The following is a 15844-nucleotide window of genomic DNA, read 5'->3' on the forward strand; positions in this document are numbered from 1 at the left end:
AATGTTCACCCCTGTCCATATTTTTCCAGCAACGCCTCGGCGATGGCCTGCGTTTGCGCATCGGCCACGCCGTCCCAGCGTGATGGCCTGAAGTGCATCTGGAAAGCCATGATCACCCGTTTTTGCTGCGCCGGGGTCATCTCTGGGGTGACCTGATAGCCGTAGCGCGACAGCAGGTCTAACAATTCGCCGCGATCGACCGGCTGCCAGCTCGGGCGCCCTTGCAGATAAAAAGCGACACGCGCATCATCGGGCCAGGCGCCAATCCCCTGCTGCGCCAGCGCTCGCCACGGGAACAGCGGGCCGGGGTCGTCCTTACGCTGCGGCGCGATATCGGCATGGGCGACGACGTTCTGCGGCTGAATGTGATAGCGGGCGATGATATCTTTCGCCAGCGGGATAAGCGCTGCAATTTGCGCTGGATTAAATGGGGTAAAACTTTTTATATCGCCGTTTTTTTGCCAGCCGCGATTTTCCAGCTCAATACCAATCGAGGTATCGTTGATCCGCGTGCTGCCGCGCCAGAAGCTGATGCCGGCGTGCCAGGCTAAATCTTCCTCCGGCACCAGTTGCCAGATACGCGGTTTACCGTGGCGCAGCGGCGGTTGTTCGGGGATTAAATAGTGCGAACTGACCTCTTTATCGGTCAGGGTCGCCAACGAGACATCAAAGTTATCGGCGGTATAGTGAATGACCAGGACCTTAATACGAGGATAAGCCGCCTGCGCCGGATGACGGGTATCCAGCTGATAACCCTGTTTGTCGACAATGCCCTGCTCCTGCGCACAGCCTGCCAGCAGCAACGCGGCAAGCGCAAGCTGGATAATGCGCTTTCCTAATAAGACCATCGATTACGCCCTTCTTGCTTGGCTTTATACAGCGCCGCATCCGCCTGCGCGATCAACTCTGAAGGCGGGGTGCCTCCCTCTGAAGCGACAATCCCCATACTGACCGTCACCAGCGGCCCAACATCGGATTTGGCATGCGGCAGCGCCGCTTCGCGAATTTTCTGTTGGATCCGCTGCGCCACCGCCGTAGCGCTATCTAATGATTGCAGCGGCAGGACAATCACAAACTCCTCGCCGCCATAGCGCGCCACCATATCATCCTGCGCGCGCACCGACATCTTCAGCACTGAGGCGATGCAGGAGAGGCAGTAATCACCGGCCTGGTGACCATAGTGGTCGTTATAACGTTTAAAAAAGTCGACATCGAGAATGATCAGCGCCAGCGGTTCTTTACGTTCCCAGGCCTGAGCCAAAAAATTGTCCAGCGCCCGGCGGTTAGCCGTCGCCGTCAACGCATCCTGATTAGCCATGTTTTCCAGCCGGTTAATCAGTTGCATATTCTCCTGATGGGTATTCCAGGCTTCATCATACCAGCGCTGCAATATCTGACGGCCGTATACCATAATAGCGGTACAAATTACCCAAAGAATTAAAAAACGTAAATCGACGCCGTGATGTATTTGCACCCCAGCGAGTAATGAAGTACCCCATAAAGGAACAAGGTAAGCTACAAGGCCCACCGGGAAATAATAGAGCGCGGCAAGACCGGTGGTCATTAAAATAACCAGCAGCGGCCAGGCGAACGGCAGCGACCATAAAATGATGAAACAGTAACTACTCATCGCCCAACATAAGCTGAGGATCAATAAGATAGCAGAAATCACTTTAGTGGCATAAATACCACTTAATATTCGCCCGGAGATAACCATCACGCAAAGCGCCAGCGAGAAAACGATAATGGCCCCGAGCGCCATCTCCAGATAAGGGATAATATCTGGATTAGTCAACCTTTGATGATTGAACTCGGTGAACAGAACGTTGCGGAAGATGACCATCAAGGCAAAGGCAATATTGACGAACGCCAGCCACGGCATGCTGCGCGACAGCGCGTGTTTTTGCACATTTTCGCGACTGGCCCACAGCATCGTTCGATTTTCGCGCGGATCCAGCCGTTGTTCTGTCGGCATAGCTACTCCTTTTTCAGCATCTGGACAATGCGTTAAGCTGCCCGCGGTAACTTTTCTATATGATAAACCATCAATCCGGGAATGTCTGTTGCCGGCCGCTTCAGCCACTCGCCGCTTAACGTCATTTTCAGCTAACGACAGATGAAAAAGATCTTACGCCCCGATACAGTCTATTGCGCAATAAAAAGCAAGCGTTATCAATGAGAACCACGTCATCTTTTCTTTAAAAAATCGTTAATTAAAGGTCATAAAAATGCAGCATTTCGCTTGAAAAAAAGACGGGCTTGATTCAATCTGATGGCGCTCATTGGTTAGTTAAAACAAGGGCATGATGATAGCAAGATAAACAATGGAGATTAATAATATGAAATATGCAGCTTTAGTGGCAGGTGCAGCATTGTTTTTAACCGCGAACGCATTTTCTGCAGAAATTCTGAGCAAAGAAGATTTCGCTAAAGTACAGGGTCAATACCACAAAATTGGTACCATCTCCTCTACCGGTCAAACTGCGCCAAGCGATGCGCGCGAAGAACTGATCAAAAAAGCCGATGAAAAAGGCGCTGACGTTGTAGTTCTCTCTTCCGGCAATACCGACAAGAAACTGCACGTATCCGCGAATATCTATAAGAAGAAATAATTAGTTTTTCGCATTATAAGAGCATTATCATCTGAGGATGATAATGCTTCTTTTTAATTTTCCTGCGAACATTTATTTTTATACGCCTTTCTCATTTACCATCCGCGACTAGTCATATCAAATATGCGCCTTCATCAGGATGCTAATCCGGATAACGTCTAAAATAGTTAATCCACTCCGTTATCGGACTCGCAATATATTCCCCTGGACTATCAGTATAAATTCGACGCCAAAAAAGAGATGTCCTCTATACTTTTGGGCATAAGAAGATGCTCGCGTTTAAATTACCGCAGGTGGCAAATGAAAAAAATCGCATTTCTTATTTCTGGGTTGCTCTGCTCTGGCTTTACCCATGCCAGCGCGCTCTATTTTTATGAAATCGGCACCGAAGACGTCGGCCTGGCAGGCGCAGGCCAGGCCGCCCGCGCGCAGGACGCCTCCACCATTGTCACCAATCCTGCCGGCATGACCCGGTTGCCTGACCATATGTTTACCGGCGGCGCGCAGCTGATGGGCGGCGATATCTCCTATCAGATGGATAATGACCACGGCGGCAATAGCCCTGGAAACGTGATGAATCTGTTTCCTAACGCCAGCGGCTTTTATGCGCAGAAGATTAATGATGAGGTGTATGCCGGGATCGGCCTGTACGGCAACTACGGTTTAGGCATCGATTTTGGCAACTGGGCCGGCGATCGTCTTATCAAGAAAAGCACCATGGTGGCGATGACGCTGAGCCCGTCGCTGGCGTGGAAACTTAACGATCGTCTCTCTGTCGGCGCCTCCGCCAACCTGAACTATGGTTATTTATCGCTGACGCGTAACGTCGACGGTAATGACGAGAAAGATAAAGACCATGACTGGGCGATGAGCTACCGTCTGGGTCTGCTGATGCAGTTAACCGAACAGACCCGCGCTGGCATCACCTGGAACAGTAAAACCGATTATGACTTTAACGTTAAGGGGAAAGCGCGTTTCCCCAATTTACCGAACGTTTCGTATGATTTGCCTATCTCCGCCCAGGTCCGCGCGCCGCAGCAGATCATGCTCAGCATGGTCCACGATATTAATAAACAGTGGTCGGTGATGGGCGATCTCGGCTGGCAGGACTGGAGCCAGTTCGGCAGCCCGCAAATCACCGTTGCCGGTCACGAAAGTAATAAAAATAACCGCCTGAAGGACTCCTGGCATACCGCCGTCGGCGTGCAGTACCGGCCGACCGAGCAGTGGCGTCTGAACGCCGGTGTCGGTTTCGACAGTACGGTTTATGATTCGCAAAGCGACACGGCGCTTTCCCTGCCAACCGGCGATGAATGGCGCTTCGCCACCGGCGCGCAATACCAGATAACCCCCGCCAGCAATATCGGCGTCGCGGTCTCTTATCTGCACATGCAATCTTCCCACGTAAAATCACCGGAAATCATCTCCGGCAGCTACGATCGCCCTTACCTGTGGTTCGCCAGCGTCAACTATAGTTATCAGTTCTGATACGCCGGCTGCCCGCACAAGAGGCGCGGGCAGCCGATGGTCGTTGTCACATCAAGGTCTTAGCTCTTTGCGTCAAGTACAATTGGCGCGCTTACGCTATGCTTTAGCAGAATCTAACAACGTAGTGAGTTCATAAGGAAATCATCATGCGCTACAACATTCTTGCACTTGTTTTGCCTTGCGCACTGGCGCTGAGCGCCTGTACCACCGTGACCCCGGCTTATAAAGACAACGGCACCCGCAGCGGTTCCTGCATCGAGGGCGGCCCGGACGAGGTAGCGCAGCAGTTCTATGATTATCAAATCCAGCACCGAAATAACGATCTCACCGCGCTGCGCCCGTATCTGAGCGACGATCTGGCTAAACTGCTGAACGACGCCCGTCAGGATCCATCGCGTAACGCGCTGCTGCAATCAAATCCATTCTCCAGCAGTTCCACCCCGGCGGATAGCGCCGACGTCGCCAGCGCCTCGACCATCCCGAACCGCGATGCGCGCAATATTCCGCTGCGCGTCGAATTGAAACAGGGTACGCAGAGCTGGAAAGATGAAGTGCTGATGATTCAGGAAGGCCAGTGCTGGGCGGTTGACGATGTCCGCTACCTTGGCATAAACAGCCACGCTCCGGCGGGTACGCTGCGTCAGAGTCTTGAGAAACGCTGATTTCGGCGTTAAAGCCACCCCGCTGAAACGATAACCCCGGTAAAATGTCGGTATTCCGTGCGGTAATGCCGACATTTGTTCCCCCCTACCACACGAACCCATATTTTGTGCTAACTTTAGTGATAAATGTGGTTTACATTTAACTTTTAACGCATAAATATTGCATAACTATTCTGTCAAAGGTACTATTTGCGGCCTCAATAGCTATTCGTATCAGACTGCCCAGATGAGTATTAAACTAAACGGCATTAATTGCTTCTACGGCGCGCACCAGGCGCTGTTCGACATCACGCTGGATTGCCCGCAGGGGGAAACGCTGGTGCTCCTCGGCCCAAGCGGCGCCGGTAAAAGCTCGCTGCTTCGCGTACTCAACCTGCTGGAGATGCCGCGTTCCGGTACCTTAAACATCGCCGGTAATCAATTCGACTTCACCAAAGCGCCGTCTGACAAAGCTATTCGCGAGCTGCGCCAGAATGTCGGGATGGTCTTCCAGCAGTACAATCTGTGGCCACACCTGACCGTGGTGCAAAACCTGATCGAAGCCCCGTGCCGCGTGCTGGGATTAACCAAAGATCAGGCGCTGGTGCGCGCCGAAAAACTACTCGAGCGTTTACGCCTTAAACCTTACAGCGACCGCTATCCGCTGCATCTGTCAGGCGGTCAACAGCAGCGCGTAGCGATTGCCCGCGCGCTGATGATGGAGCCTCAGGTGCTGCTATTTGATGAACCCACCGCCGCGTTGGATCCGGAAATCACTGCCCAGATCGTCAGCATCATTCGCGAACTGGCGGAGACCGGAATCACCCAGGTTATCGTTACCCACGAAGTGGAAGTGGCGCGTAAAACCGCCAGCCGCGTGGTGTATATGGAAAACGGGCATATCGTTGAGCAAGGGGATGCTAACTGCTTCGCGCATCCGCAAACCGACGCCTTTAAAAACTATCTTTCACATTGATGTTTTCGGGGAAATAACGATGAAAAAAGTACTGATTGCCGCTCTGCTCGCGGGCATGAGCCTTTCCGCTACCGCAGCCCAGACCATCCGTTTCGCCACCGAGGCCTCCTACCCTCCGTTTGAGCTGGTAGACGCCAACAACAAAATCGTCGGCTTTGACGTCGATCTGGCTAACGCGCTGTGCAAAGAGATGGACGCGACCTGCACCTTTACTAACCAGGCTTTCGATAGTCTGATCCCAGGGCTGAAATTCCGCCGCTTCGACGCCGTCATGGCCGGTATGGATATCACCCCTGAGCGTGAAAAACAGGTACTGTTCAGCACCCCGTATTATGAAAACTCGGCGCTGTTCGTCGGCCAGCAGGGCAAGTTCACCGGCATTGACCAGCTTAAAGGCAAAAAAGTTGGCGTGCAGAACGGCACTACCCACCAGAAATTCATCACTGAAAAGCATCCGGAAATCACCACCGTTCCTTACGACAGCTACCAGAATGCCAAACTGGATCTGCAAAACGGCCGCATTGACGCCGTCTTCGGCGACACGGCGGTAGTGACCGAATGGCTGAAGAGCAATCCGAAGCTGGCGCCAGTGGGTGATAAAGTGACGGATAAAGACTACTTCGGTACCGGCCTCGGCATTGCGGTTCGTCAGGGCAATACCGAGCTGCAGCAGAAATTTAACGCTGCGCTGGAAAAAGTGAAGAAAGATGGGACGTACCAGACCATCTATAGCAAATGGTTCCAGAAGTAACGCTGAATGAACGAATTTTTTCCATTAGCAAGCGCCGCCGGGATGACCGTCGGCCTTGCCGTTTGCGCGCTGGTCATCGGCCTGGTGCTGGCGATGCTTTTCGCCGTGCTGGAGTCGGTGAAATGGCGTCCTGTGGCATGGCTGGCGACCGGCATCGTCACGATTTTACGCGGCCTACCGGAAATTCTGGTGGTGCTGTTTATCTACTTTGGTTCCTCACAGCTGCTGCTGACGCTGTCTGACGGTTTTACTCTCAATCTTGGGTTTGTGCAGATTCCGGTACAGATGCAAATTGAGAATTTCGACGTCAGCCCGTTCCTCTGCGGCGCCATTGCGCTTTCCCTACTGTATGCCGCCTATGCCTCGCAGACCCTGCGCGGCGCCTTGAAAGCGGTGCCGCAGGGGCAGTGGGAATCCGGACAAGCGCTGGGTTTGTCGAAGGCGGCGATATTCTTTCGCCTGGTGATGCCGCAGATGTGGCGCCATGCTCTGCCGGGTCTGGGCAACCAATGGCTGGTGCTGCTGAAGGATACCGCGCTGGTCAGCCTTATCAGCGTCAACGACCTGATGCTGCAAACCAAGAGTATTGCTACCCGTACTCAGGAGCCGTTTAACTGGTACATCATTGCGGCAGCGATTTATCTCGTCATCACCCTGTTGAGTCAATACATCCTCAAGCGTATTGACCAGCGTGCGACGCGCTTCGAACGGAGACCAGGTTGATGCTCGATTACTTACCCGAACTGCTGAAAGGGCTGCATACCAGCCTGACGCTGACCGCGGCATCGATCGTCGTGGCGCTGATCCTGGCGCTGATCTTTACTATCGTCCTGACGTTAAAAACGCCGGTGGTGGTGTGGATCGTCCGCGGCTATATCACCCTGTTTACCGGGACGCCGCTGCTGGTGCAGATCTTCCTGATCTACTACGGGCCAGGACAGTTCCCGTCATTGCAGAATTACCCGGTGCTGTGGCATCTGATTTCTGAGCCCTGGCTGTGCGCGCTGATCGCCTTATCGTTAAACAGCGCGGCTTATACTACCCAGCTGTTCTACGGCGCCATCCGCGCCATTCCGGACGGCCAGTGGCAGTCCTGCAGCGCGCTGGGGATGAGCAAGAAGGATACGCTGGCGATTCTGCTACCGTATGCTTTTAAACGCGCCCTCTCCTCGTACTCTAACGAAGTGGTACTGGTCTTTAAGAGCACCTCGCTGGCTTACACCATCACCCTGATGGAAGTGATGGGTCATGGCCAGCTGCTGTACGGGCGCACCTATGACGTGATGGTCTTCGGCGCAGCCGGTATCATTTATCTGGTGGTGAACGGCCTGCTGACGCTGCTGATGCGTCTGGTGGAAAGAAAAGCGCTGGCCTTCGAGCGTCGTAACTAACATTACGAAATGCATAAACAGTAAATAATGAAACGGGTAAGTGCCAATGCTTACCCGTTTTTTTTACAACCAATAAAATAAACATACAACTTTATTGCATATAAATTCATTTAATGGCATTGTGAACTTCAGCCGTAAACCGGCACAACATCATAAGATTGACCGACGGGAGTCCCACTATGAAAAAGTTAGTTCTGGCCGCTCTGCTTAGCTCTTTCGCCTTTGGCGCCGCTGCCGCGGAAAAAATCAGCTTTGGCGTTTCCGCGACCTATCCGCCATTTGAATCCATGGATGCGAATAACCAGATTGTCGGTCTCGATCTCGATCTGGCTAAAGCGCTGTGTAAGCAAATGCAGGCCGACTGTACTTTTACCAACCACGCTTTCGACAGCCTGATCCCGGCGCTAAAATTTAAAAAGTATGATGCGGTAATTTCCGGCATGGACATCACGCCTGAGCGTAGCAAACAGGTCGCGTTTACCGACCCGTACTATGCCAACTCGGCGCTGGTGATCGCCAAAAAAGACGCGTACCACTCTTTTGATGACCTGAAGGGTAAGCGTATCGGCATGGAAAACGGCACTACGCACCAGAAATACCTGCAGGATAAGCACCCGGAAGTGAAAACCGTCGCTTACGATAGCTATCAGAATGCCATTATCGACCTGAAAAACGGCCGTATCGATGGCGTCTTCGGTGATACCGCGGTGGTCAACGAATGGCTGAAGACCAACCCGCAGTTAGGCGCGGCGACGCCGAAAGTGACCGACCCGCAGTACTTCGGTACCGGTCTTGGCATTGCGGTGCGCCCGGATAATAAAGCGCTGCTGGAAAAACTCAACGCCGCGCTGAAAGCGATTAAAGCTGACGGAACCTACCAGAAAATTAGCAACCAGTGGTTCCCGGAGTAAGACCTGCGCTTCCCGGCTTACGGCGCAACCGCCTGAGCCGGGTCAAACGGCAACGCTCCCCCTTACAGCGGCAGGATAAACTGGAAACAGGCCCCTGCCGGTACTTCCAGCAGGCGAATATCGCCCCCGTGCAGTTGCAGCATCCGCCGAACAATCATCAACCCCAGCCCGCCTCGTGAGGCGCTCTGCTGCCCCGGTTCCAGTACCGATGGCCGCTCAAACAGATTGGCCCGTAATTCACCGGCGACGCCCGGGCCGCTATCGGCCACCTCGACCACCACCTGTGCCCCCTGCTGGCGCGAGGAGAGACGAATTTCGCCCCCGTGCGGAGTATGGCGAATGGCGTTATCCAGCAGATTGGTTAATACCCGCTCCATCATCGAGAGGTCTGCCTCAACCAACGGCAAACCTGACGCCAATTCCAGGCGCAGACGGATTTCGCGGGTGGCAATCGCCAGATCGAATTTTTGCGCCACGTCCTGAATCAACTCGGCAAGGATAAACTTTTCCGGCTGCGGCTTAATACCGCCGTGTTCAAGGCGCGCCAGCTCAAATAGCTGTTGTGAGAGATGACGAACTTTATTTCCCTGGCGTAGCGCGATATTCAGATACTGCTTGCGCTCCTGCGCCGTCAGGCGATCATCCTTAAGCGATAGCGTCTCCAGATACCCCAGCAGCGAAGTCAGCGGCGTACGCAGGTCATGCGAAATATTGGCAATAAACTCCCGGCGCTGACGATCGCTATCAGCCAGCCGATCCCACTGCCCGGCGATCTGCTGCGCCAGTTCGATAAAACGGTTATGCAGCAGCGCCACTTCATTTCCGGGATACGGGTCCGGCGCCTGCGCCGCCAGCGCTTTGATTGCGCGAATGCTGTCGCTATCCCCCGCCGCCACCAGCGCCGTCAGCTGGCGTACCGGGCGCGTTACCCAGTACCACGCCAGGCCGCCGGCCAACAGGCCAAATAGCGCCACCAGCAGCAGGGTCCATAGCAGCAAGCTCCACAGCGTCTTCTGCCAGGCGCTCTGCGCCAGTTCATTAAACGTTTCGCCCTGCAGAATAATATAAAGATAGCCACGTAGCTGGCCGTCAAGGCGTAGCGGCGCGGCGCTAAACACTTTTTGCTGGTCCATGCTGCGCGGATCGTCGCCATAAATCGGCCACGCGCCGCCGGAGAGAAACGCCTGCACCGGCGCCATGGCAATGCGCTGGCGTTTAATGTGCCCCGGCGGCGCGGCATCCGCCAGCAGCTCGCCATCCGGCGAAACGAGGTACAGCTCGACGCTTGGGTTAAACACCATCAGACGGTCAAATAGTGGTTTCAATGCCGCGCGATCGACCTCGCCGCGGGCGTTGAGCAGCGGCTCGCGAGCAGCAATCTGCTGCGCCAGCCCGGCGGAAAGCCGCTGCACCATGACGTTACCGTACTGCGCGCTGCTATAGAGCTGGAGCAGGCAGACGGAGAGCGCGCACAGCAGCAGCAAGCCGATAAACACCAACGACAGCCGTTGGCTGAGGCTGAGTCGGCGGATCATGACTGCGCCCCGGCGCTGTAGGGGGCAAATTTATAGCCCTTCCCCCAGACGGTAAGAATAATGTCCGGCTCTGCCGGGTCGCGCTCTATTTTCGTGCGCAGACGATTAATATGCGTGTTGACCGTATGTTCATAGCCTTCATGCTGATAGCCCCAGACGCTATCCAGCAGCGCCAGGCGCGAAAAAACTTCGCCGGGATGGCGGGCAAAGTAATAGAGCAGATCGAATTCGCGCGGCGTGAGATCCACCAGTTCACCGCGTAGCCTGACTTCCCTGGACAGCGGGTCGATATTCAGGCCGTGGCAGGCGATACGTCCAGCATCCATCAAGAGATTTTGTCCCATCGCTTCCTGACGGCGGAACACCGCCTTCACCCGGGCAATCAGCTCCAGTAGGGAAAAAGGTTTCGCCAGATAATCATCGGCGCCCATCTCCAGCCCCTGCACGCGTTGGGTTTCGCTGGAACGGGCGCTAATAATAATCACCGGCAGATAGCGCGTTTGCTGGCGGATGCGGCGGCAAATCTCCAGCCCGTCGACGTTGGGCAACATCAGGTCAAGAATCACCGCGTCCCAGACGCCGTTATCCAACTGGCGCAGCGCCTGCGCGCCGTCCGCTTCATGCACGATTTGATACCCTTCATCCTGCAGATTCAGGCGCAACAAAGCCGCGATATCATCATCATCTTCCACCAGCAGGATTTTTTTACTCATCAGATTCGCTCCACGAATTTCACGCTCGTTTCATAAAGCTTACCCGATTTCAGCCGCTTAAAGAGTTCACATTTTGTTTAAACTTCACGAACCAGCAGCGTCAGCACTTCATAATGCGCGGTATGTGGGAACATATCGAACAACTGTACACGCTCAACGCGATAGCCCTGCAGACGGTCAATATCTGCGGCCATTGTCCGGGCGTTACAGCTCGAGTAAATGATATACGGCGGCGCCATGCGACTTAGATAATCGCACAGTTCGGCGCCGATGCCGCGCCGCGGCGGGTTGACCAGCACCAGCTGTGGAATATCGTCTTCATGCGTCGCGAATTGCGTGGAATCCAGCGCCTGAAAATGGAGATTGCTTAACCCCAACTGGGCCGCGGATTGCTTCGCGCAGGCGATGGCTTCCGGAGCGATTTCGATACCGGTAAGGCGCATCTGCGGGGTGGCGCAGTGCAGACCAAAACCGCCGACGCCGCAAAACAGATCCCACATGTGGTTGACCGGCAGCGCGCGCACCCAGTCGCGGGCGGTAGCGTAGAGCTGGCTCGCCACCGTCGGGTTGGTCTGGAAAAAGCTTTGCGGGCGGATCCACAGCGGTACGCCGTTAAAGTTCTCCGCCAGCGCCGGTTGATCGCTGAGGAAAATCTCCTGCTCCCCTTCCATGATAGCCATGTGCACGGGCTGAATATTGGCGGTAATCACCTTAAGCTGCGGCAACTGCTGCTGCAGCCACGGCAGCGCGGCGCGCAGTTGTGCAAGCTTATCCGCAGAGCGCAGGACGAAACGCAACATCATGCCGCCCTGCTGGCTTTCGGTCAGCAGCAAATACTTCAGCTCGCCGCGCTTGCGGGCAACGTTATAGGGGGTGAGTCCGGCGCGGGCGATAAACGGCTTCAGCGCGGCGAAAACCGGCGCGAAACTCGGCGGGTACAGCGGGCAATCGGTGAGATCTTCCGGCGTGCCATCGCGATGCAGCATGCCGAGCAGCGGGCGCTCTACGCTACCGCTTACGACCATTTTCGCTTTGTTGCGAAACGCCGTCTCCGGACCTGAGACCGGAGCAAGCCATGTCATCACCGGCTGACCCGCCAGCAGTTCGCGCAGGTTCGCCATTTTATCGGCGAGCTGTTGCGTCAATGGCAATTCCAGCCACTGACAGGAACGGCAGCGGCCCGCGTCGTAAAGTGCGCAGTGCATAAGAAGACCTTCAAAAAAACCGGGGCGGGGATTGTATCACCGTTATTGCAAGCGGAAAAACCGTCGGCACGACGCCGGGATAAACAATAGCGCCAGCACCAGCAGATCCGGCAGCTTCTGCAGAAACAGCGCATGGAGAATTTCCCGCTTTGACTCCCCGGCAACGCTGAACAGTTCCGGATAGCCATAGCCAATCGAGGCCGCCCACAGATAAGAGATGACGATAATTTGCGTCAGCAGGTAGAGCCAGCGCGCCCAGTTACGGCCTTTCACCAGCGAAAAGGCGCACCAGATCTCGATAAACACCAACGCCAGACTCGCCAGAAACACCAGCGTCAGGGCCCAGGTTTGCACGCTACGATGGATAAAATCGGCAATTCCCTGCACGCCAAGCTGATTGAGGATCATTAACAGGTCGAGACCGCGAATTAAGATAATAGCAAAGGCCGCCACCTGTACCAGCACAGGGACGTTAAGACGAGCATGAGACGATCGAGTTTTTGTAAACAATCCCAACGTAAAGTCATCCATGAAAACGGCGCCACGTGTGCGGCGCCGATAATAGGCTCTGTTAGCGATTTTAGTGGGTTCAGCCCCTTCTTGCACGCTGGATATCGCGCACGCGCTGCTTTTCTGCGCGAGCCATTAAATACCAGGCGATAAAACCGACAATTCCCACCACGCCGAGGATTAAGGTCGCCAGTGCGTTAATTTCCGGGTTAACGCCCATCCGCACGCTGGAGAAGACCAGCATCGGCAGCGTTGTCGCCCCCGGCCCGGAAACGAAGCTGGCAATCACCAGATCATCAAGCGACAAGGTAAAGGCCAGCAACCAGCCGGAAATGACCGCCGGCATAATCATCGGCAAGGTTATCACGAAGAACACCTTCAGCGGCGCGGCGCCGAGATCCATCGCCGCCTCTTCGATTGACCTGTCCAGCTCGCGCAGACGTGAAGAGATCACCACCGCCACGTAGGCGGTACAGAAGGTGACGTGCGCCAGCCATATCGTCAACATGCCGCGATCCGATGGCCAGCCGATGGAATGCCCCAACGCGACGAACAGCAGCAGCAGCGACAGCCCGGTAATCACATCGGGCATCACCAGCGGCGCGGTGATCATAAAAGCAAAACCGTTGGAACCGCGAAAACGGCCAAAACGCACCAGCACCACCGCGGCAATCGTACCGAGGATCGCCGCCGCCGTCGCCGCACAGGCGGCAATGGTCAGGCTTAACCCCACCGCGCTCATCATCGCGTCATCATGAAACAGCTCGCTATACCAGCGCGTCGACCACCCCGCCCATACCGTCACCAGCTTCGAACTGTTAAATGAATAGATAACCAGCATCAGCATCGGCGCATACAGAAAGGTAAAACCGAGCACGAGGATCAGAATTCGCCATGGCGAACGTACTACCGGTAAGTCATTCATCCATGATCCCCCATCTGTTTTTGCTGATGTTTGTGGAACCACATGATCGGCACGATCAACAGCAGCAGCATCACAATCGCCACCGCCGATGCTACCGGCCAGTCGCGGTTATTAAAGAACTCCTGCCACAGCACGCGGCCAATCATAATGCTGTCAGGTCCGCCGAGCAGCTCCGGGATGACGAACTCGCCCACCGCCGGAATAAACACCAGCATCGAGCCGGCGATAATGCCGCCTTTCGTTAACGGAACAATCACCTGGAAGAAGGTCTTTAACGGCCGGGCGCCGAGATCCAGCGACGCTTCCACCAGCGAATAGTCGATACGCGTCAGCGCGGTATAAATCGGCAGCACCATGAACGGCAGGTAGGCGTAAACGATACCGATGTACACCGCCAGGTTGGTATGCAAAATCTCCAGCGGTTGATCGATAACTCCAAGCCATAACAGGAAGTTATTGAGCACCCCGTTGCTTTTCAGCAGCCCCATCCAGGCGTAAACGCGAATGAGGAATGAGGTCCACGAAGGTAATATCACCAATAGCAGCAGGATATTGCGCGTCGAGGGCTTGCTATGCGCCACCGCCCACGCCAGCGGATAGCCCAATAGCAGACAGCAAAAGGTGGAAATTGCCGCCACCTGCAGCGACTGCAGATAAGCCTCAAAGTACAGCGGATCGTCGGTCAGCTGCAGGAAGTTGCCGAGATTAAGCGTCAACGTCAATTGACCGTCGGCCCACGACAGTAACTCGGTATAGGGCGGGATCGCCCGCGCCATTTCGGCCAGGCTGATTTTAAAAACGATCAGGAATGGCAGTAAAAACAGCAGGATTAACCACAGATACGGCAGCGCAATCACCAGCTTACGCCCGTGGGCCATCTGCTGGCGCGCCAGCCACAGGGCAAAACCGCCGGGCTTTTTGCCGCCGGCTGGAGGTTCTAATGTGCTCATCGCCCTCTCCTTACACCGTCAGAACAACGCAGCTATCGGCGTCCCAGCACAAACGAACTTCATCACCCCAGGTCGGCATGCCTTTGCGATGGCGATGTTCGTTTTGCAGCTGGGCGCTAATCATCTGCCCGCTTTTCAGACGGACATGATAGATAGACAGATCGCCGAGGTAGGCAATATGGATAACCTCGCCTACCGCAAAGTTAAAGCCGTCCGCTGGCGGTTCGTCGCAGAGCATGATTTTCTCCGGACGCAGCGCCACCCAGACCGGCACGTTATCCACCACCGAGGCATCCGGATCGACTTTCAGCGGATGCACCAGCCCCGGCGCATTCAGTACCAGACCATCTTCCAGTCGCTCTTTGACCAGCCCTTCGAAGACGTTTACCGAACCGATAAACTCGGCGCTATAGCGGGTCGTCGGATGTTCATAGATCTCCTCCGGCTCGCCTATCTGCACGAACTTTCCGCGGTTCATGATGGCGATACGGCCCGCCATGGTCATCGCCTCTTCCTGGTCATGGGTGACCATCACGCAGGTGACGCCGACGCGCTCAAGAATATCCACCACCTCAAGCTGCATCCGGTCGCGCAGTTTTTTATCCAACGCGCCCATCGGTTCATCAAGCAGCAGCAGTTTCGGCCGCTTCGCCAGGCTTCGCGCCAGCGCCACGCGCTGGCGCTGGCCACCGGAAAGCTGGTGCGGCTTGCGTTTGGCGAACTCCTGCATATGCACCAACGCCAGCATCTCCTGGACGCGGGCGTTAATCTCCGCCTTCGGCAGCTTGTCCTGCTTGAGACCAAAGGCGATATTTTGCTCAACAGTCATGTGGGGAAACAGCGCGTAAGACTGGAACATCATATTGATCGGCCGCTGATACGGCGGCACGCGCGCCAGGTCGACGCCATCCAGCACAATCTGCCCGGCGGTGGGCAACTCAAAACCTGCCAGCATGCGTAGCAACGTCGATTTACCGCAGCCGGACGCGCCCAGTAAGGCAAATATTTCACCTTTATAAATAGTGAGATTGACATCATCGACGGCGTGTTGCCCATCGAAGGATTTGGTTAAATTACGGATTTCCAGCAGCGGGGTCAGCGCTTTGGGGGCTTTCGCCTGTGGGCGGGGCATTGCGTCATTCACTCGGGTGCTCTCCGGCAAATACAATCACCGTATGGCCCGGTTGCCATACATTCTTCAGTTCTATGTTCACCAGCGAACAGTCGGTCAGGCCT

The 15844-nt window shown here is 55.1% G+C and carries 17 protein-coding genes; 8 read left to right on the plus strand and 9 right to left on the minus strand.

Features of this window, described 5'->3' with window-relative positions; genetic code table 11:
• Positions 1-5 precede the first annotated feature (5 nt).
• On the minus strand, positions 6-848 hold the full coding sequence (locus tag ABLV66_RS17030) for an N-acetylmuramoyl-L-alanine amidase (RefSeq protein ID WP_045396293.1): 843 nt from the start codon (positions 846-848) through the stop codon (positions 6-8).
• Positions 836-1975: a GGDEF domain-containing protein gene (locus ABLV66_RS17035; RefSeq protein WP_348876912.1), complete on the minus strand. Its 1140-nt coding sequence runs from the start codon at positions 1973-1975 to the stop codon at positions 836-838. Before ABLV66_RS17035 ends, ABLV66_RS17030 begins: the two co-directional genes overlap by 13 nt.
• Before the next feature lie 364 nt (positions 1976-2339).
• Between ABLV66_RS17035 and yahO the strand changes: the two genes are divergently transcribed.
• The 8 genes from yahO (at position 2340) to artJ (ending at position 8770) form a co-directional block, all read left to right on the plus strand.
• On the plus strand, positions 2340-2612 hold the full coding sequence (yahO, locus tag ABLV66_RS17040; RefSeq protein ID WP_045396302.1) for a DUF1471 family periplasmic protein YahO: 273 nt from the start codon (positions 2340-2342) through the stop codon (positions 2610-2612).
• A 300-nt stretch (positions 2613-2912) separates the two neighbouring features.
• A complete protein-coding gene (locus tag ABLV66_RS17045; RefSeq protein ID WP_348876913.1) occupies positions 2913-4100 on the plus strand; it encodes an OmpP1/FadL family transporter in 1188 nt (395 codons plus the stop codon).
• A 146-nt stretch (positions 4101-4246) separates the two neighbouring features.
• Positions 4247-4762 (plus strand): lipoprotein, encoded by a 516-nt coding sequence (locus tag ABLV66_RS17050; protein ID WP_045396309.1) that lies wholly within the window; start codon positions 4247-4249, stop codon positions 4760-4762.
• A 226-nt stretch (positions 4763-4988) separates the two neighbouring features.
• The gene (gene artP, locus ABLV66_RS17055) at positions 4989-5717 is read left to right on the plus strand and encodes an arginine ABC transporter ATP-binding protein ArtP (protein ID WP_285198814.1); all 729 of its coding nucleotides are present in this window, start codon (positions 4989-4991) and stop codon (positions 5715-5717) included.
• A gap of 19 nt (positions 5718-5736) precedes the next feature.
• Positions 5737-6468 (plus strand): arginine ABC transporter substrate-binding protein ArtI, encoded by a 732-nt coding sequence (artI, locus tag ABLV66_RS17060; protein WP_348876914.1) that lies wholly within the window; start codon positions 5737-5739, stop codon positions 6466-6468.
• A gap of 6 nt (positions 6469-6474) precedes the next feature.
• Positions 6475-7191, plus strand: coding sequence for an arginine ABC transporter permease ArtQ (gene artQ, locus ABLV66_RS17065; protein ID WP_015367517.1), 717 nt, complete (start codon positions 6475-6477; stop codon positions 7189-7191).
• Positions 7191-7859: an arginine ABC transporter permease ArtM gene (gene artM / locus ABLV66_RS17070; protein WP_015704859.1), complete on the plus strand. Its 669-nt coding sequence runs from the start codon at positions 7191-7193 to the stop codon at positions 7857-7859. Before artQ ends, artM begins: the two co-directional genes overlap by 1 nt.
• Before the next feature lie 179 nt (positions 7860-8038).
• Positions 8039-8770, plus strand: coding sequence for an arginine ABC transporter substrate-binding protein ArtJ (gene artJ / locus ABLV66_RS17075; RefSeq protein WP_348876915.1), 732 nt, complete (start codon positions 8039-8041; stop codon positions 8768-8770).
• A gap of 62 nt (positions 8771-8832) precedes the next feature.
• Here the strand turns inward: artJ and ABLV66_RS17080 are convergent, their stop codons facing one another.
• From ABLV66_RS17080 to potG, 7 genes are all read right to left on the minus strand, one after another.
• Positions 8833-10305, minus strand: a complete 1473-nt coding sequence (locus ABLV66_RS17080) for a sensor histidine kinase (RefSeq protein WP_348876916.1) — start codon at positions 10303-10305, stop codon at positions 8833-8835.
• Entirely contained in the window at positions 10302-11018 is a 717-nt protein-coding gene (locus ABLV66_RS17085; RefSeq protein WP_015704857.1) for a response regulator transcription factor, read from the minus strand. The genes ABLV66_RS17080 and ABLV66_RS17085 overlap by 4 nt, the downstream gene beginning before the upstream one ends.
• Before the next feature lie 77 nt (positions 11019-11095).
• Complete coding sequence (gene rlmC, locus ABLV66_RS17090; protein ID WP_047049062.1) at positions 11096-12223, minus strand: 23S rRNA (uracil(747)-C(5))-methyltransferase RlmC; 1128 nt, start codon at positions 12221-12223, stop codon at positions 11096-11098.
• Between the two features lie 42 nt (positions 12224-12265).
• Positions 12266-12754 (minus strand): YbjO family protein, encoded by a 489-nt coding sequence (locus ABLV66_RS17095; RefSeq protein WP_045396319.1) that lies wholly within the window; start codon positions 12752-12754, stop codon positions 12266-12268.
• A gap of 58 nt (positions 12755-12812) precedes the next feature.
• Entirely contained in the window at positions 12813-13658 is an 846-nt protein-coding gene (gene potI / locus ABLV66_RS17100) for a putrescine ABC transporter permease PotI (protein ID WP_015367524.1), read from the minus strand.
• Positions 13655-14608 carry a putrescine ABC transporter permease PotH gene (gene potH, locus ABLV66_RS17105; RefSeq protein WP_015367525.1) on the minus strand — a complete coding sequence of 318 codons (954 nt, stop codon included), beginning with the start codon at positions 14606-14608 and terminating at the stop codon, positions 13655-13657. Before potH ends, potI begins: the two co-directional genes overlap by 4 nt.
• A gap of 10 nt (positions 14609-14618) precedes the next feature.
• The gene (gene potG, locus ABLV66_RS17110; RefSeq protein ID WP_015367526.1) at positions 14619-15752 is read right to left on the minus strand and encodes a putrescine ABC transporter ATP-binding subunit PotG; all 1134 of its coding nucleotides are present in this window, start codon (positions 15750-15752) and stop codon (positions 14619-14621) included.
• Positions 15753-15844 lie beyond the last annotated feature (92 nt).

The organism is Klebsiella sp. CN_Kp073 (assembly GCF_040065495.2).
Taxonomy (GTDB): domain Bacteria; phylum Pseudomonadota; class Gammaproteobacteria; order Enterobacterales; family Enterobacteriaceae; genus Klebsiella; species Klebsiella aerogenes.

Excerpts from the sequence above, each read along its gene's own strand:
- artI (WP_348876914.1), top strand. The coding sequence starts at position 5,737 with ATGAAAAAAGTACTGATTGCCGCTCTGCTCGCGGGCATGAGCCTTTCC.
- ABLV66_RS17030 (WP_045396293.1), bottom strand. The coding sequence starts at position 848 with ATGGTCTTATTAGGAAAGCGCATTATCCAGCTTGCGCTTGCCGCGTTG.
- ABLV66_RS17085 (WP_015704857.1), bottom strand. The coding sequence starts at position 11,018 with ATGAGTAAAAAAATCCTGCTGGTGGAAGATGATGATGATATCGCGGCT.
- ABLV66_RS17045 (WP_348876913.1), top strand. The coding sequence starts at position 2,913 with ATGAAAAAAATCGCATTTCTTATTTCTGGGTTGCTCTGCTCTGGCTTT.
- ABLV66_RS17095 (WP_045396319.1), bottom strand. The coding sequence starts at position 12,754 with ATGGATGACTTTACGTTGGGATTGTTTACAAAAACTCGATCGTCTCAT.
- ABLV66_RS17035 (WP_348876912.1), bottom strand. The coding sequence starts at position 1,975 with ATGCCGACAGAACAACGGCTGGATCCGCGCGAAAATCGAACGATGCTG.
- yahO (WP_045396302.1), top strand. The coding sequence starts at position 2,340 with ATGAAATATGCAGCTTTAGTGGCAGGTGCAGCATTGTTTTTAACCGCG.
- artP (WP_285198814.1), top strand. The coding sequence starts at position 4,989 with ATGAGTATTAAACTAAACGGCATTAATTGCTTCTACGGCGCGCACCAG.
- artM (WP_015704859.1), top strand. The coding sequence starts at position 7,191 with ATGCTCGATTACTTACCCGAACTGCTGAAAGGGCTGCATACCAGCCTG.
- potH (WP_015367525.1), bottom strand. The coding sequence starts at position 14,608 with ATGAGCACATTAGAACCTCCAGCCGGCGGCAAAAAGCCCGGCGGTTTT.
- ABLV66_RS17050 (WP_045396309.1), top strand. The coding sequence starts at position 4,247 with ATGCGCTACAACATTCTTGCACTTGTTTTGCCTTGCGCACTGGCGCTG.
- ABLV66_RS17080 (WP_348876916.1), bottom strand. The coding sequence starts at position 10,305 with ATGATCCGCCGACTCAGCCTCAGCCAACGGCTGTCGTTGGTGTTTATC.
- potI (WP_015367524.1), bottom strand. The coding sequence starts at position 13,658 with ATGAATGACTTACCGGTAGTACGTTCGCCATGGCGAATTCTGATCCTC.
- rlmC (WP_047049062.1), bottom strand. The coding sequence starts at position 12,223 with ATGCACTGCGCACTTTACGACGCGGGCCGCTGCCGTTCCTGTCAGTGG.
- artQ (WP_015367517.1), top strand. The coding sequence starts at position 6,475 with ATGAACGAATTTTTTCCATTAGCAAGCGCCGCCGGGATGACCGTCGGC.
- artJ (WP_348876915.1), top strand. The coding sequence starts at position 8,039 with ATGAAAAAGTTAGTTCTGGCCGCTCTGCTTAGCTCTTTCGCCTTTGGC.